Origin of the sequence: Gaetbulibacter sp. M240, assembly GCF_043876815.1 — a bacterium.
In the GTDB taxonomy this organism is placed as follows: domain Bacteria; phylum Bacteroidota; class Bacteroidia; order Flavobacteriales; family Flavobacteriaceae; genus Gaetbulibacter_A.
Map to the genome: position 1 here is coordinate 699,023 of NZ_JBAWKA010000001.1, position 21,047 is coordinate 720,069.

The 21,047-nt window shown below is 35.0% G+C and carries 26 protein-coding genes; 9 read left to right on the top strand and 17 right to left on the bottom strand.

Translation table 11 applies throughout. The features are described 5' to 3' along the window. Nucleotides 1-67 precede the first annotated feature (67 nt). Entirely contained in the window at nucleotides 68-1,429 is a 1,362-nt protein-coding gene (locus V8G61_RS03060) for a T9SS type A sorting domain-containing protein (RefSeq protein ID WP_394873957.1), read from the top strand. 107 nt (nucleotides 1,430-1,536) lie between these two features. Here the strand turns inward: V8G61_RS03060 and V8G61_RS03065 are convergent, their stop codons facing one another. The 17 genes from V8G61_RS03065 to V8G61_RS03145 form a co-directional block, all read right to left on the bottom strand. Further along, nucleotides 1,537-1,926, bottom strand: a complete 390-nt coding sequence (locus V8G61_RS03065) for a hypothetical protein (RefSeq protein WP_394873958.1) — start codon at nucleotides 1,924-1,926, stop codon at nucleotides 1,537-1,539. Nucleotides 1,927-1,959: 33 nt separating this feature from the next. Then, on the bottom strand, nucleotides 1,960-2,601 hold the full coding sequence (locus V8G61_RS03070) for a hypothetical protein (protein ID WP_394873959.1): 642 nt from the start codon (nucleotides 2,599-2,601) through the stop codon (nucleotides 1,960-1,962). Between the two features lie 127 nt (nucleotides 2,602-2,728). Continuing rightward, nucleotides 2,729-3,454, bottom strand: a complete 726-nt coding sequence (locus V8G61_RS03075) for a sulfite exporter TauE/SafE family protein (protein ID WP_394873960.1) — start codon at nucleotides 3,452-3,454, stop codon at nucleotides 2,729-2,731. A 70-nt stretch (nucleotides 3,455-3,524) separates the two neighbouring features. Further along, complete coding sequence (locus tag V8G61_RS03080; RefSeq protein WP_394873961.1) at nucleotides 3,525-4,193, bottom strand: hypothetical protein; 669 nt, start codon at nucleotides 4,191-4,193, stop codon at nucleotides 3,525-3,527. Between the two features lie 14 nt (nucleotides 4,194-4,207). Beyond that, the gene (locus tag V8G61_RS03085) at nucleotides 4,208-4,651 is read right to left on the bottom strand and encodes a hypothetical protein (protein WP_394873962.1); all 444 of its coding nucleotides are present in this window, start codon (nucleotides 4,649-4,651) and stop codon (nucleotides 4,208-4,210) included. A 72-nt stretch (nucleotides 4,652-4,723) separates the two neighbouring features. Next, nucleotides 4,724-5,242, bottom strand: a complete 519-nt coding sequence (locus tag V8G61_RS03090; RefSeq protein WP_394873963.1) for an Hsp20/alpha crystallin family protein — start codon at nucleotides 5,240-5,242, stop codon at nucleotides 4,724-4,726. Nucleotides 5,243-5,363: 121 nt separating this feature from the next. After that, nucleotides 5,364-5,780: a hypothetical protein gene (locus V8G61_RS03095; protein ID WP_394873964.1), complete on the bottom strand. Its 417-nt coding sequence runs from the start codon at nucleotides 5,778-5,780 to the stop codon at nucleotides 5,364-5,366. An 18-nt stretch (nucleotides 5,781-5,798) separates the two neighbouring features. Further along, complete coding sequence (locus V8G61_RS03100) at nucleotides 5,799-7,172, bottom strand: MBL fold metallo-hydrolase RNA specificity domain-containing protein (protein WP_394873965.1); 1,374 nt, start codon at nucleotides 7,170-7,172, stop codon at nucleotides 5,799-5,801. A 5-nt stretch (nucleotides 7,173-7,177) separates the two neighbouring features. Continuing rightward, the gene (locus V8G61_RS03105) at nucleotides 7,178-8,020 is read right to left on the bottom strand and encodes an ATP cone domain-containing protein (RefSeq protein WP_394873966.1); all 843 of its coding nucleotides are present in this window, start codon (nucleotides 8,018-8,020) and stop codon (nucleotides 7,178-7,180) included. A gap of 48 nt (nucleotides 8,021-8,068) precedes the next feature. Next, nucleotides 8,069-8,923, bottom strand: a complete 855-nt coding sequence (locus tag V8G61_RS03110; RefSeq protein ID WP_394873967.1) for a universal stress protein — start codon at nucleotides 8,921-8,923, stop codon at nucleotides 8,069-8,071. Nucleotides 8,924-8,991: 68 nt separating this feature from the next. Then, nucleotides 8,992-9,822 carry a universal stress protein gene (locus V8G61_RS03115; protein WP_394873968.1) on the bottom strand — a complete coding sequence of 277 codons (831 nt, stop codon included), beginning with the start codon at nucleotides 9,820-9,822 and terminating at the stop codon, nucleotides 8,992-8,994. A gap of 18 nt (nucleotides 9,823-9,840) precedes the next feature. Continuing rightward, nucleotides 9,841-10,683, bottom strand: coding sequence for a universal stress protein (locus tag V8G61_RS03120; protein WP_394873969.1), 843 nt, complete (start codon nucleotides 10,681-10,683; stop codon nucleotides 9,841-9,843). A 22-nt stretch (nucleotides 10,684-10,705) separates the two neighbouring features. After that, nucleotides 10,706-11,554, bottom strand: a complete 849-nt coding sequence (locus V8G61_RS03125; protein ID WP_394873970.1) for a universal stress protein — start codon at nucleotides 11,552-11,554, stop codon at nucleotides 10,706-10,708. Between the two features lie 636 nt (nucleotides 11,555-12,190). After that, entirely contained in the window at nucleotides 12,191-12,577 is a 387-nt protein-coding gene (locus tag V8G61_RS03130; protein ID WP_394873971.1) for a hypothetical protein, read from the bottom strand. A gap of 9 nt (nucleotides 12,578-12,586) precedes the next feature. Continuing rightward, nucleotides 12,587-13,432, bottom strand: a complete 846-nt coding sequence (locus V8G61_RS03135) for a universal stress protein (RefSeq protein WP_394873972.1) — start codon at nucleotides 13,430-13,432, stop codon at nucleotides 12,587-12,589. A 90-nt stretch (nucleotides 13,433-13,522) separates the two neighbouring features. After that, nucleotides 13,523-14,581 carry a response regulator gene (locus tag V8G61_RS03140; protein ID WP_394873973.1) on the bottom strand — a complete coding sequence of 353 codons (1,059 nt, stop codon included), beginning with the start codon at nucleotides 14,579-14,581 and terminating at the stop codon, nucleotides 13,523-13,525. Beyond that, nucleotides 14,578-16,458 (bottom strand): PAS domain S-box protein, encoded by a 1,881-nt coding sequence (locus V8G61_RS03145; RefSeq protein ID WP_394873974.1) that lies wholly within the window; start codon nucleotides 16,456-16,458, stop codon nucleotides 14,578-14,580. Before V8G61_RS03145 ends, V8G61_RS03140 begins: the two co-directional genes overlap by 4 nt. 122 nt (nucleotides 16,459-16,580) lie before the next feature. Between V8G61_RS03145 and V8G61_RS03150 the strand changes: the two genes are divergently transcribed. From V8G61_RS03150 to V8G61_RS03185, 8 genes are all read left to right on the top strand, one after another. Then, entirely contained in the window at nucleotides 16,581-16,988 is a 408-nt protein-coding gene (locus V8G61_RS03150) for a hypothetical protein (protein ID WP_394873975.1), read from the top strand. A 4-nt stretch (nucleotides 16,989-16,992) separates the two neighbouring features. Continuing rightward, nucleotides 16,993-17,289 carry a thioredoxin gene (gene trxA / locus V8G61_RS03155; protein WP_394873976.1) on the top strand — a complete coding sequence of 99 codons (297 nt, stop codon included), beginning with the start codon at nucleotides 16,993-16,995 and terminating at the stop codon, nucleotides 17,287-17,289. Between the two features lie 80 nt (nucleotides 17,290-17,369). Next, nucleotides 17,370-17,987 carry a WG repeat-containing protein gene (locus tag V8G61_RS03160; RefSeq protein WP_394873977.1) on the top strand — a complete coding sequence of 206 codons (618 nt, stop codon included), beginning with the start codon at nucleotides 17,370-17,372 and terminating at the stop codon, nucleotides 17,985-17,987. 5 nt (nucleotides 17,988-17,992) lie between these two features. Continuing rightward, complete coding sequence (locus tag V8G61_RS03165) at nucleotides 17,993-19,078, top strand: site-2 protease family protein (RefSeq protein WP_394873978.1); 1,086 nt, start codon at nucleotides 17,993-17,995, stop codon at nucleotides 19,076-19,078. A 108-nt stretch (nucleotides 19,079-19,186) separates the two neighbouring features. Further along, the gene (locus V8G61_RS03170; RefSeq protein ID WP_394873979.1) at nucleotides 19,187-19,618 is read left to right on the top strand and encodes a hypothetical protein; all 432 of its coding nucleotides are present in this window, start codon (nucleotides 19,187-19,189) and stop codon (nucleotides 19,616-19,618) included. 7 nt (nucleotides 19,619-19,625) lie between these two features. Next, on the top strand, nucleotides 19,626-19,838 hold the full coding sequence (locus tag V8G61_RS03175) for a hypothetical protein (protein WP_394873980.1): 213 nt from the start codon (nucleotides 19,626-19,628) through the stop codon (nucleotides 19,836-19,838). Beyond that, nucleotides 19,838-20,746 (top strand): DnaJ C-terminal domain-containing protein, encoded by a 909-nt coding sequence (locus V8G61_RS03180; RefSeq protein ID WP_394873981.1) that lies wholly within the window; start codon nucleotides 19,838-19,840, stop codon nucleotides 20,744-20,746. Before V8G61_RS03175 ends, V8G61_RS03180 begins: the two co-directional genes overlap by 1 nt. After that, on the top strand, nucleotides 20,746-21,042 hold the full coding sequence (locus tag V8G61_RS03185) for a chaperone modulator CbpM (protein ID WP_394873982.1): 297 nt from the start codon (nucleotides 20,746-20,748) through the stop codon (nucleotides 21,040-21,042). The genes V8G61_RS03180 and V8G61_RS03185 overlap by 1 nt, the downstream gene beginning before the upstream one ends. Nucleotides 21,043-21,047 lie beyond the last annotated feature (5 nt).

Here is a 21,047-nt window from a genome sequence, read left to right on the forward strand (position 1 = left end):
ATCATTATTATTGCTGTTATAGGTTTATTTGTCAACTATTTTAATTGTTTAATTAATTCATAAAATCATGAAAACAATAATTACTTTTTTAAGAATATTGCTTTTTATACCATTTATATTCTTTTATTCAAATCACTCTGTTTTAGCACAGGGAGGTCCTGGTGGCGGTGGTGGAGAACCCGATACAGCAGGTAATAACTTATCTTTTCCGGTTATTTTTGCTGATGGCGGATCCAAAGTGTTACCGGGAACTATGGGCGAATATTCGCTCCAGGGTGAGTGGTGGTATGTTTGGGGCGAGGATCCCATAGACCCACAAGCGCAACTTTATAGTTGTAAACCTTTAGATACCGATGAAAGTTTTTGTATGGATGGTTCAATACCGGGTGATGGAAACTCCACCCTGTATAAGGCATACATCCAAAAAGATGCTCAAAATATTTGGCAAGCTTACAATACCTCGGTACCTGATGGCGAAGTTCTCGGCGTTGACTGGATCGATTGGGGCGACAACCTCGAATCTGTTGCATGGGAACTGAATTCTAAAGTAAGAACAGAATTAGTACTTCTTGAGGATATAGATCTTGTAACTCAATTTGCTATGCGTCATGTAAATAGTTGGGGTACAGATGAAGTTCATGGTGCACAGACAACCCTTGATGGCGACGTGGTTTATGGTCCCGGTAATCAGGCAACTGTGTACACACCAAATGGCCGATTAACTATTCAAAAGATGAATTACAAGAGTGGCAGTTTTAACCCCGGCAGACTCATGTGGCAAGCTGAAATTGGTTGGACGGAAACCGATCCTGAGGATGTTGATATCATAAATGAACCTATTTTTAATCTGGCAGCTTCTGAGGCGGGTACAGGTCCTGGTTACTTCAGTGCAGAGATCAATGTGAAGGGTAAAATTATATATGGGTATACCTGGGATATCAATCAAATGAATGAGGGTGAGGGCCATTACAGACTTACTTTTAGTTTTGATCCTGGAGATGGCATATCAGGTACGGCGCAATTTGATGAATTTACGCAAATTATTGTCCCTATTGAAGAAGAGGCCATTGCAGTGGCAGAGGAAGGCCCTGGAGAGGGTGGTGTCGCTATTCTTGATTTAGCCAATAACATTACCTATATGGATGTGCTTGTGGGAACCGCCGGACCAGTTTTGAGCACTGCTAAAAATGAAATCGAAACTTTTAATTTATATCCAAATCCGGTTACTAACGGTGTTGTTTATATAAGAAGTTCTTCAGGGCATTTGGTAGATGTTTACAATATCATCGGCCAGCAAGTTATTTCCGCGACTTTCGAACCTTCTAATGAAGTTAAAAAACTCAATTTAAGCGGGTTGCAATCCGGTCTTTATCTTCTGAAACTCAGTGACGGTGATAGGGTTTCCATTAAAAAACTTATCATACGGTAAGGCTCTGTAGTGTAGATTTAGCAACTAGAAAAGCCCTGATGATTTTTAAATCATCAGGGCTTTTCTTTGACTTTTCTCTTTCATAACGAATTTATGTCGCGGTAAATTTAATTATTTCTTCTTCCCCTGTCATTTGAGCGTCTGTCGGATACACTACCACGTCTATCGTTGTGATATGCTCTGATGTTATCATCAAAATAATTATCCACACGTATTTGTTTGGCATGTCTAAAGTTAATGTGGTTATAACGGGGTGGCAGTGTACTTACCCGAACCCAAACGCCATTGTTGAGGTACAGGTAATTTCGAAGTGTTAAATCGTAATAAATCGTGTATTCTGGGAAATATACATAGCGCACATTGATTACCCTGTTTGGGTAAAACCATCCTGGCATAGGATGACTCGGATGTGAGGAAATGATAACTGGGCCACAACTTTCAATAATTAAAAAAGTGAAGGCGGCAATAATCAAGTTCCATAAATTATAAGTTTTCATAATATTTTTTATTGAAATTGAAAGCAGATTCAGTTAATAATAAAGTTTATTTATGAGGCCCTCGTTTTCCATAGCCTTAATAATAGCTTTTACATAGGTATTTACAGAGGACGTTATAGAGGACGGGTCGATGAGGTTGTAGGAGGCTACCCAAACCAAAGATTTTTTATTGGAATCCTTTAAATTGTAGAGAGTACACTCGATATTGTAAACTTTGTACTTGTCATAATACCCACGATCAAAGTATACATCCTGATAGAAATAATAATATCTGCCAAAACGGGGCCAGTAATAATTTTGGAAATGCCAATCTCCGGTATAGGTTGTTTTTTCATTAACACCTTTTACAGCCGAAATTAGAACTGCGTCAAAACCATTATTAGATAATTTTTCAATTTCTTTCTCAATGGTTTCTTCGGTTTGTTTTGTATTCGTAAAACTAGGCGCAAATACATCAAAACTTTCTCTGGCTTCAATGCCTCTGTCGCGCAAAGCGGCTTGTAATTGTGATTCAAATTTTTGACGCGCTGTTAAGTTATCAGTGACTCCAATGATCAAAACTTTTTTAGGACTGAAATTTGTGTAACTCGGACTTTTCCAGCTATCAATCATGCGAGAGGAGGAACAGCTAAAACTCACGATCATAATTCCTAGAACATAAACAATATTTTTCATGATATTTAATTTTAATATGTAATAAATGAACAATTAAAAAGGGATTTTTGAAATGATATCCATCACTTTGGAAAGTTTAAATTCTTTGTGAATACATGAGCGAACCGATAAAAATAATTTGCAACATCTAGGGTGAAAGCAAACTTATAATCCCAATAAGTAAAATGAGGATGAGCACAAAGTTTCTGAATTGATCCTGAGATACTTTGGAAAGAATGCGTTTCCCTATGTAGGTTCCAATAATGCTAATAACTATTAAGATAGGAATCAGATACATATCATGTTTGTGAATGTAGCCGTTAAAATAATAAACGACGGTTCTACTGGAATCCACTGCCATATCAATCACCGCTGAGGTCGCTATAAATTTGTCTTTATTCATTCTAAATGCGGATAAGGTAACGCCCCTAATGGCACCACCGGTACCTAAAAGGCCGGCGCTCAGACCTGAAAGAGATCCACCAATAATGGCATTTTTTGTTTTAGGTGAAACTTTAAGTTTTTGAAAAATAAGAAAGATAGAACTCATTACGATCAGGAAAAAACCAAGGATATAAGTGAGTATTATGGGATTAAAATACTTACTTAAAAATGCACCCGAAGCCACAAATACAACTGCAGGAATACCAAGGGACAGAATGATCTTTTTATCAATGCCTTTTTTGAATAATACAATTTTTGAAAGATTACTGAATAGATGATACAAGGCTGTAATGCCTAAAACGGACTGGAAATCGAAGAAAAAGTTGGCGATGGGAACAAAAAACACTGAAGAGCCAAAACCACCTATGGTACCAATTATTTCTGCAATAAATGATAGAATGATAAAGACAGGAAGGTAGCGTGTAAGCACAATGGTCCACAGTTTTATAATTTATAAAATTGAGTCGTTTCAAGTTTTAAAACTTGCGGGTTTTCCAGCTCTATTGAATCACCGGATTGCCAGTGCCCGTATTAATAAAGCCTGGGTTAGTAAGTTGTTCTTCATCCAAAATAATGATAACCAATTGCACATATTCGCTCACCGTTTCTTCTATCGATTCGGGATCGGTAACGTCAATAGAACCCTTCCAAATAAGTTCTCGTGGATTTTTAGGGCATATGCAGTACAAAGATGTCTCTGTGTGAAAAATAGCGTATTCTTCATAATAATCAGGGTTGTAATAAGCATCCTGATATTTCAAATAATCCTCTTTGAATTTGGTGTAACCGGGTTCAAAACCTTCATAGTTGGTCTTGTACGCTATTTTGTCTTCTACACCAATCACCTTAGTTAACAAAATAGTGTCAAAACCATCTGCTATAAGTGAGTCTTCCAAAGCTTTTAAATCGGCTTCAGTTTTCATCTCAGAGGTATATGAAGTACCTAACAATTCCAAACTGGTTACGGCTTCAATACCTCTAAACTCATAGGCTTCCTTTAGTTGATTTTCAAATTGCTCTCTGGCCACCTGATTGGAAGTCATACCAACAACAAGTACTTTATTTGGGCTATAAGTATCAATATCGGGATTTTTCCAGAAATCATTGAATTCCAACGACGAACAACTATAGGCGCATAATACCAATCCTATATATTTTAAAACTTTCATGGTTTTGAGTTTTTCTATTCTAGTAGGCGTTTTTGCTTACCTTCTTTTAATACACTTTTTACCACAGCAAATAATTCTGTTTTTAAGGTTCGGTATTTTTCTAAAAAGTTTTTTACGTTAATAATCAGTTTTACATGTTTGTTTTTAAAGGCTTTTTCTTTGTCGAACTCATTAATACCATCTACCATAATGCTTAAGCCTTTTTCATGGTTTTTTACTATTTCAATTAAGGTATCGGTTTCTTTTTGAATTTTGCTTAATTTTTCAATAACCTTTTTGCTTTCTGCGAAATGTTTGGTGTCTATAAGCTGGAGTGTGTAAGATTTTACCAGATCGTCTAAAAAGAGTTCTTCATCTTGAGCAAATCTTAACTCAGATAACCAATTTCTAGAATCTCTGTGCATATTTTCAGCATTTAACCACACATCGTATTTGGCATTTATTTCTTTAGTTTTCATCGCATCAAATTTTAAAAATTTAAAAAAAGCAGAAAGTAATATATTGGTGATATTACTTTCTGCTTAAGAAATTTAATCAACCTCAATTACCTTTTTGGGAGGTTCTTTTGTTATTGCTTCTTCTTTTTTGATCAATTTAAGTTTCAAGATGCCATTTTTGTAAGTGGCTTTAACGTCTTGATCTAAATCAATTGAAGGAGGTAACATCATAGAGCGTTGAAAAGATCTATAGTTAAACTCATTACGAGCATATTCTTTTTCTTTTTCTTCTCTTTCCTCTTCTTTTTCGCCTGAAATATGAAGTACATCATCTTCAATGGTCACGTTAAAATCTTTTTTATTGAATCCGGGAGCGGCTAATTCAAATTCAAAATCTTTATCGTGTTCTTTGATATTCAAGGCAGGCATTAAACTATCATCTTCAAAGAAATCATCTTTAAAAATATCGTCAAAGCGCATTAAATTATCAAAATTTGAAGTGAATAAACTAGGTCCCCATGGCCGTAAAAAAGTGTTGCTCCAAGGTGTCACCAAACGGTTTTCAACTGGTGACATTCTGTTACGCTTTCTGCGTTTCATTAGTGTTGTCATAATATTAATATTTTAAATTCAACATGTATTTTGTCTCCTAAATATATCTATGGGCATCATTTTTCACAATGATATATATCAGTCTGATGCACCGTTTAATCAACGTCGTTAATAACCTGTTTTAGTTTTTCAAAACACTCTTTAAATAGGTAAGCAGTTTGAACTTGAAGTCGGAGAGACTGTTTTGATAATTCACTACCCGCAACTCCATAGTATCATGTGCCTTAATGAAAAAATGATCACAGGCCAGATCCTGACACTTTATTTTATTTTTTAAGAGAATTGAATGACTTTTTAAATCCTTAAGCAGTTGACTTCGGTTTTCCTCTAATGTTGTAACCTCCTTTTGAAAAGCCGATAGCCGTTCAAAAAGATTAAGCATCTGACTTTTATAAATGGGTTTTTCCAGTAAGTCTGAATAGAAGTCCAGTTCCAGCTCTAAATTTTCTAATTTAGAAATGGCTTTGGAGATATTATATTGTAGTTCCTCAATTGATTTGTCGGCATTAAAGCTTCTGTAAAATTCTAACGTTTCCATTTTTTTATCTTTTAAGATTTAGAGTATTAATTTTTGAACATCGGCCAGCTTGGGAACCGTTACCGGCCATTTAAAGGTATCCTCAATTTTTACCCGAAAGGCATCTAAAGCAGAAGGTTCACCATGAACTAGAAATATATTTTCAGGTACGTTTTTGATATTTGCCATCCAATCGAGAAGTTCCTTTTGATCGGCATGAGCCGAAAGACTTTGAATACTTTCAATTTTCGCTTTTACCGGGTAGTATTTCCCAAATAGACGTATTTCGTGTGTACCATCTTGCAATTGTCTACCCCTAGTTCCATCGGCCTGATAACCAACAAGCAAAATTGTTGTAGAGGGTTCATCTATAAATTGTTGTAAATAGGTAAGAACACGTCCTCCGGTTACCATGCCACTTCCCGCAATTATTATTTTTGAACGCGGATCATTGATTGTTTCCCAAGTTTCCTGATAGGATTCTAAAATATTTACATGTTGACACATATTGTTATAAGCGGCTTGGGATAGTTTGTGCCATTTTGGGAACCGCTGGAATACCTCCAGAACATTATTCCCCATCGGACTGTCAACAAAAATGGGAATGTTTGGGATTTTATTGGTTTGATACAATTTCCATAGTAAATACATCAGCGATTGTAAACGCTCAACGGCAAAACTTGGAATAATTAAATTACCTTTATTTTGAATAGTATCCTTAATAAGCTTCGCCATGATAGTTCCAAGATCTTCCCGAGGATGCAATTTATCGCCGTAGGTACTCTCCATAAAAAGATAATCGGCCCATTCGGGTTTTTTCGGATTGTCCAATAAATTATCGATGGGTCTGCCAACATCTCCGGAAAATACCAGGCGTTTACCGAATAAATCTAATTCTATGAATGTTGCTCCAATAATATGTCCGTTGTATTGAAAGCGGTAAGTACAATGTTCAGACAGAGATATCCATTTATCGGGTTCCTTAACTTGAAAGTTTTTAATCGTTTTTTCTGCTTCTTTTACTGTGTAATAAGGTAGTGCAGGATGGTGCTTCGAATAGTTTTCTTTGTTGGCTTTTTCTGCTTCTTCTTCCTGAATTTTGGCGCTATCTTTAAGGATGATCTCAGCAATAGCCAATGTTGGAGCTGTTCCTATAATTTTCCCTGTGAATCCTTGTTTTATTAATCTAGGGAGGTAGCCAACATGATCTAGATGCCCATGGGTAAGTAGCACAACATCAATCGTTGAAACATCAAAGGGTAGCGGGCTCCAGTTTAATTCTCGTAATGGTTTTAAACCTTGAAACATACCACAGTCTACAAGGATATTTTTTTCTAAAGTCTCCACAAGAAATTTTGATCCTGTAACAACACCAGCAGCTCCTAAAAAATGTATTCTGGCTAAAACACTCATGATTTTTAATGTTTACAAAGCATATTTATTTCATTCAAAATTTTCTTCTTCCTGGTCTCAGAAACACCCAAATGGTCCAAATAAAAATCATCTCCAATCAGCTCACGGCATAATACGATATCGCGACTCAATAAAAATTGTTTTTCTCGATTGGTAAGTAAAGTGGAAACGGTAATAGGATACAAGCCCAAGCGGTCTATACGGTCTTTAAGCCCATCGTTTTTGGGATGATCCCAACTTAATAAGTACAGGTTGACACATTCTCCGTAGGTGATAGCATCTGAAGTAAAGCGTGTATTGGTTACCACCCAGCCTTGTGTAAGGGTCGATGTGTTTTTGGTGTCAGAATTCCAGTAGGCCTTAATATCGTTGTATCTGGCGTGGATATACAACGGGATTTTTACATTACAATTGATACCTTTTTCACGGTGAAATTTACACTCGATAATCGTTGATTCACCATTTTTACGAGCAAGAACATCTATTTCATGAGAAACGCAACGACCCTGTACCATCGTATCAATTTTTGTTTGGTAACCTGAATATTTTAGAATAGCTCCAATAAACCGTTCAAAAGGGAAACCGGTTGGTCCTAGCTCATAAATAGCTTTTTTAAGTTTATATTTCGATGCCAAATGCCGTTCTTTTTTTTTGAGCATTGCGAAAGCACGGTTATAAATTTCTTTAGTTGAAATGCCTTGATATAACTCGTTTCGTACTTTATTGATGATCTGGTTGATGGTTTCCTCATCGGCACCAACACGTTTCAATGATAACTTCAGTTTATCAAAAGAAAATTTCACCTTTTCACCTGATGATTTGATAATATCGAAGCTTTCTTTTTTCATACGGCATCTTGTAAATAGTTATGCAATAGACCTATAATAACCGTGATTTTAATTCCTTAAATCATGCATCACAAGAATAGGAACTCTGGATACGTACCCAATTTGTTTTACCAGAGGATGGGTTAAAATACTAGTAAAAAAGCTGTGTTTTTTATTGATAAAAGCGACCATATCGCTTTCGCGACTCTCAATAAAACAATTGATACCTAAAGGAATCTCTATATGACTTAAGGTATGATAGGTATGATCCACCGGTGACAAATATTCTTCTAATAGCGATTTGTTGTTCTCTTGTTTCTCGCTTAATTTTTTCTCGGTGTTAATATGCAACACGCGTATGGCGGCATTACATTTTTGTGCCAGATCGATTAAATACTGAAGCTCGCGTTGTTTAAAATGAGTTTTATAACTTGTAGGGAATACGATCTCTTTGGGTAAGTTGCGCTTAGCGCGTTCAGGGACAACAATTACCGGGCAATTACGAACTTTTTCCATAACTTCTGTGGCAACACTTCCAAAAGTATTTGTAAGTGAATCGGTTTCACCTTTGGTCCCCATAACAATCATGCTAATATCCTTTTCCTCCACCATATTTTTAATAGCCTCAACGATACTATTGTATCGTGCAATGGTTTCAAAATGGTGTTTTGAATTGTGATAATCCTTAAGTACCAGCATATCCATAACTTTAGCCAAGCCATTCTCAGCATCTAATTTGGAAGTTTCGTAAAGCTGAGAACCGGGCTCCATATTTAGCAGGCTTCCAATAACATCACTGTTCCCGGAAAACACATTCAAAATATAGAAATCAACCTGGTCTTGTTTGTACAATTCCATGGCATAACTGATGGCATGCCAGGCATTTTTTGAAAAATCTGTGGGAAGTAAGATCTTGCGCTTCATGGCTTTAAGTTTAGGTTTTCACATAAATTTAGCCTTAAAACCTCATGATGACAATGATAAATATCAGCTCATTCCGGGATCACTAAAAAGGGTATTTTGGGTTTAAAGCCGATATTTTCAATAACGGGTTCGTGCAATAATTTTTCAATAAAACTGTGTTTGTAACGTACCATACTTAAAATGTCGATGCCTAATTCCTCGACAAAATCATGAATCTCTTTGGCTTTTTTGGAATATTTGGGCATCCAATGAATACTGTATTCGTAAGAAGATAAATAATTTTGAAGTGAGGCTAAATTGTACTTTTGAATGTTATCCAGGTCGTCTTCTTCATTGATATGGATGATTCTTATCTTAGCGTTGAAAAGATCAGCAATGGTTTTTACCGGGTTTAATTCTTTCGGATCGTAAAACCGGTTGTAATCGGTTGGAAACGCTATTTGCTGGGGTTCAATAAAATCGGAGTTTTCAGGTATGATTAATAAGGGGCAGTCCTTCAAGTTTTTACAAATGTGTATAGTGTTGCTTCCAAAGAATAATTTTTTAGCTCCCGAAGCCCCTTTGGTTCCCATCACAACCATATCGATTTTCCATTCCAAAACCGCTTTTTTTATGGCTTTATTAAGATCTTCTGTACTTAGGATGATTTGAAAGTCATGATTCGCATTGGCATCCGAGGTTTCTGCCAGATCTTTTAAGGCCATCAACTCCTTGATTGCGTCCTGTTCCATGGTCTTTAATAAGCGATTGGAAAGGTTTGAAAGCATAGAGACCTTTATGGTAACACTGTGTAAAAAATAAAAAGTACAATAATCCTCCTTGAATAGCTTTAAAGCATAAACGATGGCATTCCATGAATTATCTGAAAAATCGGTGGGTAATAAAATATGTCGTTTCATGGCTTTTGGAATTTTATTTTAGGTTTTTAAAGGAAGAACTAAAAAAGGTACATTTACATGAAATCCGATTTGTTTAATAGTCGATTTGAAAAATAAATTTTCAAAAAATGAATGCTTGTTATTCATCATAATCAATAAATTGACACGTGCCTTTAATTGAAAATTGGCGATACCTTCTTCAACCGTTTGAAAGCTTACATCGTGGAATATATGAGCGATCTTCTTAAAGGTCTCTTCCAGAAAATTTTTGTTTTCTTTTTGGAAGTCTGTTAGGTCATACCCACTCGAAATATGCAGAATATTTACTCGGGTATTAAACAGGGAGCAGATCTCTAATATGGGTTTTAAATCCCGGTGTTTAAAGGCTACTTCAAAATCATTTGGAAATAAAATTTCATGCGGTGTTTCGAAGGTGAATTTTCCAGGTACGGCAAGGACCGGGCTCTTTACGTTTTTAAGCACATGTACGGTATTCGACCCGAAGAGAATCTCCTTGGCACCTGTAGCACCTTGAGTACCCATAATAACATAATCGATATTCTTTTCTTCAACCTGATATTCAATTTCCAAGATCAGAGTATTAAAGGCTGCAATGGTCTCAATGGTATGTTTCGGATTTTTAAATTCTTCTTCAATTTTTGTTTTGTAGTCTTCAAGGTTATTTAGCGCATTTTCTCTAACCGTATCTTGAATACCAAACTGAGCTGGTGTTTGCAACACATATTCTACATGGTAAATAGCCGGAGTATAGGTGTGCAGTAAATAAAAGGTACAAGTTTCATTCTGGAAAAGTTGCACGGCGTACTTAACGGCGTTCCAGGAATTTTCTGAAAAATCTACGGGGAGGATTATATTTTTCATGGCTTCAAGTTTTAAGGTTCATTTAATCGCGTTTCATGTTTTGTAATGCTAAGAAGGGTATATCTATGTTCAAAGTCAATTCATCTACCGTAGATTGCTGTATGATATCCTCTAAAAAGGAATGGCGTGTATTTACCATCACGAGTATATCAATCTCATTTTCTTTTAGATATTTATAAATACTGTTTATAATGTGTTTGCTGTTGGCTACTTTAAAGCGAAGTTGATTTTTACACAATGTTTCTTTAATAAAAGTTTGATTATCCTGTTGTCGCATCGACAGTTTATCTGACGTTGATATATACAAGACATCAATTATAGCTCTGTATGGCGAAGCCATTTCGCAAACCAATTTCAATTCCCTGCGTTTGTAGGGTATCATATAATTTGTTGGAAACAGAATATGCTTGGGTTGTGTATATTTATAATCCTGCGGAATGGCCAAAACCGGGCAGGGAACATATTTAATAACTTGTAGTGTATGACTTCCAAAGGTGATATTTTTATCGTTGGTGCGACCTTTGGTTCCCATAATGATCAAATCTATATTTTCTCTCTCTACAATGGTTTCGGCTTCATCCACCAATACGCTGTTTGCAGAAATAATGTGAAAGTTATGTCGCGGATTTGGCGAGAAGTTTTTAAGCTTAATAACCGTGTTTTGCAATTCATTCTCAGAATTTTTACTTACTGCTTCAGTAACGGTTTTTAAGGTGTTTTTAATAATCAGATCTTCATCAGCATAAATGTCATCTTGAAACGCATGCATGATATAAAATTCACTGGTTTCATACTTGAATAAATCCACAGCGAATTTCATAGCATTAAATGCATTTTCAGAAAAATCCGTAGGTATTAAAATTTTTCGCATCACTTTAGGAGTTTTCTTAAAATTAACGCCTACACGTGCTTGATACAATGATATTTATCAGATTGAAATTGGTGCCGCTGGATGTGTTTTTAGGATCAAAAAAAGGGAATGTTTTTTTGTAAAACACCCCCTTTTTCAATCACATACTTACACCTGTGAATTGATTAATAGCTAAAGTTTTAATAAGAAACAGGAAGCGTAAGCTTCCTGTTTCTTTCATTGAAATTATTTGAGTTTATTAGGTAAACTTTTCTTCATTAACATCTCTCAAAAGTAATATTAAACTTCAGAAAACTAATAATTTCAAACATTTCAAAACCACGGGCCAGTCATTACCTTTAATGCACTAACCCTGAATATTTTAAAAAACAGGAGATCGCAATCTCCTGTTTTTTCCAAAGTCTTTAAGGGTATCATTCAACATTCGGTTTTGCTTCAATGTGTTCTTTATTTCTAAAGTTCTACATCATTGGGTTTTCCTGTTAAAAAATAGCTTTAAATACTTTGTTTAACGGTCTTATCAATTTTCATGATGAAGACCAGTTTGAAGTTAATATGGATAAGAACTTTTAATTATGAAGCTAATTTACGATACAAATTCGGCCTAAAACATGATAATTATCAGTTTTTGGAAAATTATACAGGAATTATTTCATAAACCACATTCAATAAATAAAACCCTATTAAAAATAATAGGGTATAGATGACCTGAACCAATTTGATATTGATAAATTTTAAAAACGCCACAGTTTGTTTTGGAAAAACAAATAATGATAGTCCAACATAAAGAGATATCCAGCCTATAAGGGTAATGATAATCTTCCAATTGGCTTCCCAGATATTATGAAAAAGGATATTAAGTAAACCAATTACAATAGCTATAGACGATGCCAATATCAGAAACTTTTCATCTTTTAAATCGTTAAAAATCTGTTTTATCCGGACGGGATTGAAACTTAGGATTAAAAAGATTATAATGAGATACCAACCCCAAAATTGCGCTAAAAAGACAGAAGGATCCATATGGCGTTTTTATTTTTCATGTAACACCAAAAATGGTGTTTCGGTATGATAACTTATTTCTTCCACTCGAGAATGAAATAAAATTTGCTGAAAATAGTTTAGATTTTTTGCTACCATGCTTATTAAATCTACATGGCGACTTTGAACAAAGCACTCAATAGCATCTTCAATTCTACTATTGGTTAAATAATGAAAACTATGCTCTGTTCCATTGAAATAATCGTCCAATAATTCGCGATTAAGTTTTTGCTCATTGTTTAAGTCCATTTTCTTTTTATGGACATGAATGATCCGGAGTGCTGCTTTTTGCTGATCTATAATATCTGAAATGGGCTCTAATAACTCCAAATTATAATTTAGTGAGAAATCTGTTGGAAACGCTATTTCCTTTAAGGGTTTAAATTCTGCTTGTTCAGGCACCACAAGTGTATTACATTTAACCTTTGTTATAACATCACCGGTATTACTGCCTACAATAATTTCTTTTAATCCGGAGGTTCCTTTGGTTCCCATGATTATCAGGTCAATACGCTTTTCATCGACTTGTTTTCTGATCGTATCAATAAAAAAATTATAGTCTGAAAGGGTATAAAATTTATGATCCTTATTGGGTGGGAAGTGTGCGGAAATTCGTTTCATAATTTGGCGTAATTTCTTCTTTGTTGGTTTCGTGTAAACCTCTAAAAGAAGGTCCTCATCAGCTAAAAAGGGTGCGCCGTCCATAAAGTTATCTGTTACTTTATTCACGTGTAACACGTAAAAGTTACAGGGTTCGTTCTCGAATAATTGAATAGCATATTTAATGGCATTCCAGGAATTCTCTGAAAAATCTGTGGGTAATAAAATATTTTTCATGTCAAATTGGCTTTTAATTAGTCTAAGGTACTGGGAAGTGGCTACAGATAAAATGATATTAATCAGGTGTATACCATCTTCTTAATATCTTTAAGTAATGGTTTTCAACCGTTCCAGATCAACCACTTTAATATTTCGGCCTTCGGCCTTTATAATGCCCAGCTTTTTAAATTCTGTTAAGGCCCTAATTAGGGTCTCTGTGGCTATCCCGGCGACACTGGCCAAATCGTTTCTCGATATTTTTATAGGGTCATCCGGTCTTCGGTTTATTTTTTCGGCAAACTTTAAAATAGTGGCTGCTGTTTTTTTATTAACAGTGCCGTAGGCAATCTGTAAAAGTTGCTCTTTAACATCCGATAAATTATCGGCTAGAAGCTCAATTAGTTCCAATACGACCTTGTGATTTTTATTCAATAACTCTGTAAATTCCAGTATGGAGACCCCTAGTAATGTTGTTTCTGCAATGGCCGTTGCAGTTTCCTGATGCGGAATATTACTTGTAAATGAAGCATAGTCAAATAGGTCGTCTTCTTTATAAAGGGCTGTAACGAGCTCTTTACCTTGTTCATCCATACGATGACATTTTACAGCCCCTTTACTGATGAGGTAGATGTAATTACAATGATCTCTCTCGTAGTAAATGATATCGTCTTTTTTATAATTGAACTCTGTTCCGTAATCGTCAAAAAAATTTTTTAGATCATTCAAGGTTTTGATCTGGTCTTGCGGTTGTTCAATAACCGGATGATTTTTATTAGTATCGGATAACTCCTCTAAAATAGCAGCTTTTGCCAATCGGCTTTCAATGGCACTTATAATATCGTCTTCAGTAAACGGTTTGGTTATGTAATCGTCGGCACCTAAATTCATTCCTTTTCTAACATCTTGTCGCTCGGTTTTAGCTGATAGAAAAACAAAAGGAATATGCTTGGTCTTTTTATCTTTAGACAGAATTTGGAGGGTGTCATATCCGTCTAATTCCGGCATCATAATATCGCAAACAATAATGTTTGGGACATGTTTCTTGGCCATTTCAACACCGATTTTTCCGTTGGCGGCGGTTAATACCTTATATCTGGAGAGTTCTAAAAGCTCTGCTGTGTTTTCTCTTAAAACGGTGTCATCCTCAATTAATAAAACAGTTTTCATGCGTTATGAGTATTAGGAATTGAAATTTCAAATGTGGTGCCTTTGCCTTCTTCACTTTCAAAATAAATGCTACCACCCAGATTTTCTAAATGGGTTTTTACAATGTTTAAGCCTATACCATTGCCCTGGGTATTAATAACATTTTGTGCTCTGAAATAACGTTCGAATATATGTTTTTGATCTTTTTCAGGAATACCTATACCTTGATCGGAAACCGTAATGATCGTTTTTTGTTTATCCTGTTTGATCTTAAGATTGATTGAAGAACCCTCCTTAGAATATTTAATCGCATTATGTAACAAGTTTGACAGAATTAAATGGATAATTTTTTCATCCTGATAAACCGAAAAATCATCAATATTTTGGGGGTATTTAATTTGCTGCCCTTTTTTAAGGAGCATATTGGCATCATAAACAGTTTGATCGATAACTTTACTAAGCTTAAAGTGTGTAAACCTATAATTTACCTTTCCGGTTTCTAGTTTTTCCAGAGATAAAAAGTCGTTTATTATATTGTTTAGGTAGTATACCTTATCTATAATAGTCTTAATGTGTTTCTCACGTTTTTCCTTATGTTCCTTTACAGCATATTTTCTAAGAAGCTCCCCAGAGGTTAGAATGGCGCTTAAAGGTGTTTTAAATTCATGGGAAACCATGGATAAAAAATTTGTTTTTATCTCGTTGAGTTCTTTCTCCTTACTTAGTGCTTTTTTGAGTTGTTGGGTGCGTTCTTCCACCTGATTTTCTAATTTTTCAGTGTAGTTTTTTCGCTCGGTGATGTCTAAAACAATGGCAATAAAAACGTCTTTATCGTGAAGTTTTGAGCGTTGTAAATGAACTTCAACAGGGTAGGTCGATCCGTCTTTACGCCGATGCACATTTTCATACTTGATCTTCTCAACGTTTTGTTTCAAAAGAACCGGTAAAGTTTCTTTGAATTTATCCGAATTATCGGGAGGTTTAATGTCTAGAATGGTCATGTCCTTTAGCTCCTCGATATTATAACCTAAATTTTGTTGTGCTCCGAAATTCACATTCAGAAACTTTAAGGTTTTGGCGTCAAAAACGTATATCTCATTTAAAGATTCGTCAAAAATAGAACCGAGATGATGCCGCTCTTCTTCCTGTTCAATTTTATCTGTTACGTCATTCTGAATGCCTATAAAATTAGTTAATACACCATCAGAATCGGTTATTGGAAAAACATACAGGTCGTTCCAGAACATTGTTCCATTCTTTTTGTAATTACGCAAAGTAGCCTGACAACTTTCGCCCTTTTCAATCGCTTCTTTAAGTTTTTTTAAAGGTTCCTGGTCCCTGTCGTTACGCTGTAAAAACCGACAATTGCGATTAATTATTTCCTTTTCGGAATAGCCGGTAAGATCTTGGAAGGCTTTATTAAAAAAAATGATAGGATTATCATGTTCTAAAGCATCGGTTATTACAATACCATTTTGGGCAGATTGCAATGCTTTGGTACGTAACATAAGGTTTCTCTCGATCTCCTTTTTTTCTGAAATATCTTTGAAAACCCCCATAACAAATGTTTTGTTATAAACCTTAAAAGGTATTAGCTCCGCATCAATATTAATAATAATCCCATCTTTTTTCAAACCATAAATATCCTTAGTTTCGCTCATTTTAATCCGTTTCCCATTTTTGATTATGGTTTTGAATTGATTCTTATATACCTTATGGAAGTTAGAGGGAATCAAAGTGTTCAAGTCTTTACCAACAAGCTCTTTTCTTGTATAACCGAAAATGTCTTGAGAAGCCGAATTTTGGTCTACAATCTTGTGTTCAGAATCAACAATAATGACCCCTTCGGAAATAGTTTCTAAGAGGATTTTAAAGATTTCTTGATCCTGCTGGTACATAATGAATTACACTTTGGTGGAATACTATAAAATTACGGTAAATCCTAAGTTATAAAACTGACTTTTATCATAATTTTACCTCTTGATTTCCAGTATATTTAATCTTGTTAAAATGTATTATTATGGAAACCAAAAAGAAGCTTACACATAAGTTTTACCAGAATCTTGGAAAACTGTTTTATGCTATAGCTGCAGTAGATAAGGAGGTGCGCGAAGTGGAGTTTGATCGCCTTAAAACCATAGTGAAGGATCAGTGGTTAGATGTAGACCCTATTACGGATGAGTTTGATACCGATGCTGCTTACGAAATTGAAATTGTTTTTGATTACTTAAACAGTGAGGAACACACCAATATAAATTCTTTTTATAAAGACTTTGTAGATTATAAAAATGAACAAAAGCATTTGTTCACAAATGAAATCAAAAAACTCATTTTAAAAACGGCTAATGCCATTGCAGCTTCCTTTTCCGGTATAAATAAATCCGAATTAATTTTATTGGCTAAATTAGATATTGAATTAAAAAAGTAGGTCAATGGGTAATTTCAATAATATTATCAACTCGGATACCCCGGTTTTAATTGACTTTCATGCGTTATGGTGCGGTCCTTGTAAAGTCCAGGCGCCCATATTGAAGGAGGTAAAACATGAGCTAAATGAAGCTGTAAAGATCATTAAGATCGATGTGGATAAGAACCCGGCAATAGCAGCAAAATATCAGGTTCGTGGTGTACCCACCATGGCCCTATTTAAAAACGGAAAATTACTTTGGCGGCAATCGGGAGTTCTTCAAAAGAATGATATAATACAGGTCATCAGGCAGTACGCCTAAATCATTTTTATCATGACAAATATCATTTTATTATAGCTCGATTCATACTACATTTGAGTCCTATAATAAAATGTTTTGTCATGAAAAAACTACTCGTATTTTGGTTGATTATTCCCCTATTGTCATTTGCGCAAATTACAGAAGAACTCGATTTTGTCGCTCCTTTTAATGATGGTTTAGCGGCTGTGCAAAAAGGTGATTCCTGGGGCTTTATTAACGAATCCGGCACCTTGGTTATTCCCTTTCGAAAGGATCTCGTCCTCACGAAGTCTAATAAAAGTAAATACCCTATTTTTAAAAACAATCGGTGTTTGATTTCCGAAACAAAAAACGGTATAACTTATTTTGGTTATATCGATAGTAAGGGAAAAACCGTCATTGCTCCCCAATTTTTAAATGCTACAAACTTTAATAATGGTAAAGCAGTAGTCCTACACATTCTTAAAGAAAACATTGGAGATAATACGATTCTAGGAAAGAAGGTGGTATACTACCGCTATTTTGAGGTTGTTATTGATCTCAATGGTAGCGTGGGTTCTTATTTAAATCCTAAGGGGATAAATATTGTTTTAGATAAAGAATATCTTAAAACGCCTCCTGAAATTACTTCCAAGAAAATTTCGGATAATATTTACGCTTTCCCAACAGAAACCAAGAAGTGGAAGTTGGTTTTTATTAATGAAGAAACCGCCTTTTAAATGAAATGAGAGCAAATCTGCAAATAGGGCAAATTGGCGGTATACACATCCTTGTGCACTGGACTTTCATTTTTTTAATTATTTGGATCGTATTGACAGAGTTATATCGTGGCGGTAATTTAAATAGTATCCTATTCAACCTTGTTTTATTGGTTGCGGTTTTTTTTTGTATCGTTCTTCATGAATTAGGGCATGCCCTGGTAGCTAAACGTTTCCATATTAAGACAGAAAAAATAACCTTATTGCCTATTGGAGGTATGGCCACTTTTAAAAATTTACCAAAATCACCAAAAAAGGAATTTTTAGTCAGTATCGCCGGGCCTTTAGTGAACCTTTTTATTGCAGTAATCCTATTTTTGAGCATACCGGCAAGACGTTATTTACAATTAGATTTTAATGAGACATTCGAACTTTTAATGAGTTTCACTCTTGAAAGTTTTCTCTTTTACCTATTCATTGTAAATGTTGGTCTTTTTGTATTCAATCTAATACCGGCATTTCCTATGGATGGTGGCCGTATCTTGAGAGCATTACTCGCCATGACAATGAGTCGGGTTAAAGCGACTCAAATAAGTACAAGTGTAGCACAATTTATGGCCGTTATATTTTTGATTTCTGGATTGTTTTATAACCCATTACTCGTTATCATAGGTATTTTTATTTTTTTTAGCGCTTTCGCGGAAAATCAAATGGTAAAACAAAAAGCCTTGCTAAAAGGTCATACGGTCGAGGAAGCTATGATGATAAACATGACATGCTTTAAACCAGATGATTCGTTGGATCTGGCGGTTAATCTTATTTTATCCGGCACGGAGAAAAACTTTATTGTGGTCGACAATCATGAGGTAAAAGGTGTTTTATACCACAAGGATATCATCAATCAATCCAATAAAAATATTATGGTAAAAGATGTCATGAAAAGGAATTTCAAATTATTGAAGCATACAGATAATTTGGCGGAAGCCTATAACCTAATCATTAACAAAAAGGACGCTTTTATACCTGTGCTAAAAGACGATAAAATTGCGGGAGTTATTGATGCAACTAATCTTAATGAATTCCTTTTATTACAATCTCGCTTGGCCTACTAGTTTACCACTTTTGTGCGCCTCTTCCTTTTTTCTGTTTCATGACATAGGTCATTTACCGTTCCATCAGTAAGGTTTATTTTTAGTTTATAAACATCAAAATATTAGGGTATGGAAAACTACGCCGAAAAAGAGCTGTTAAATCAGCCAAAAAAACCTGATTGGGAGCATGTACACAAACTTATGGAACACCTAAAAAGCAATCTGGAATTTTATTATCTGGACTTGAATTCATTAGAAAGTCTTATCGATTACTATTTTTCAAAACTCGTAGCCAAAGAGAATTTGGATGAATTGCGAGAGTTACAACAAGGGGTTCTGGAATTAAAAAACCAATGCTATTATTTGAAGAACCGATTGCGGTCTTATGAAAAAAGAAAAGAAATATTGGAAAATCTACCGGTATTAAATGATGAGAATAAAACCCTTGAAGATGAAATTCAAAAATTTATTAATGAAGAAAATGAATTAGAAAAAGTCATATTCAGTATGATCCAGGAAGTTCTTGGAAATGACACCGCAGACACAGTTATTTTAAACTGATATTGTCATGAAAACAATACAACGTATAGAAGATGATATTTTAAATTTAACAAATACCATAGGAAAGGATTACCCGGAGCTGTATACTTATTTAGATGAAACCCCCATAACGACACCATCGCTTAAACACCCTAGAATTAGTGCAGAAGTTTTAGAGGATTATTTAAAAACGTTAAAGGAATTATTAAAACATCATATGGAAACGCACAATAATAAGTAATGGCCTTTATTGATTACTATAAAATTCTTGGGTTAACAAAAGATGCTTCGGAAAATGACATTAAAAAAGCCTACCGAAAGCTAGCTCGAAAATATCATCCCGACCTTAATCCAAACGACCCCGTTGCTGAAAAAAAATTTAAGGAAATTAACGAAGCAAACGAGGTATTGAGTCATCCCGAAAACCGAAAAAAGTACGATACTTACGGCGAACATTGGCAACATGCCGAAGAATACGAAAAGGCGAAACAGGAGCAACGGAGCCGGCAACAGAATCAACGTCAATATCAAAGTGCTTCGGGGGGTTATTCAGAAGAAGATTTTTCAGATTTTTTCAGGGATATGTTTGGAGGTGGTGACTTTTCGGGCAATCAAGGTGGCCGCAGCCATGTTCGGTTTCGTGGTCAGGATTATAATGCCAGATTACAACTCGACCTGAAGGATGTGTATACGAAACACAAACGCACCTTAACTGTAAATGGTAAAAATATTCGGATAACTATTCCGGCTGGTGTCGAGAATGGTCAGATCATTAAAATTAAGGGGTATGGCGGCCAAGGTGTCAATGGTGGCCCGAATGGTGACCTTTACATTGAGTTTTCCATAGTAAACCATTCCAAATTCAAAAGAGATAAAGATAATCTTTATACTACTGTAGATCTGGATTTATATACGGCCTTGTTAGGTGGTAATTTCGTTGTGGATACTTTTGAAGGTCAGGTGAAACTTACCATTAAACCGGAAACCCAAAACGGTACTCAGGTAAAACTTAAAGGCAAAGGCTTTCCAAAGTATAAAAAAGAAGGTCAGTTTGGTGATTTGTATGTTACCTATCAAATTAAACTACCAACGCACTTATCCAAAGAAGAGAAGGATTTATTGAAACAATTACAAAAACTTCGTTCATAATGGAAGTAACAGATTTAATACCCGTTCAAATTGTTTGTAAACACTATAAGATTCCTGTTGCCTTTATTTATAGCTTAGAAGCGTTTGAACTTATTGAACTTACTAGTGAAAAAGATGCTTTTTTTATTCATAAAACACAATTAAAGCGTGTGGAGAAAATGGCACGGATGCATTACGATCTCGATATCAATATCGAAGGAATTGACGCCATTTATAATTTATTGGACCAAGTAGATGCTTTGAAAAAGGAGATTATGAGTCTCCACAACAGACTTCGGCTATATGAAGATTTATAAACTTT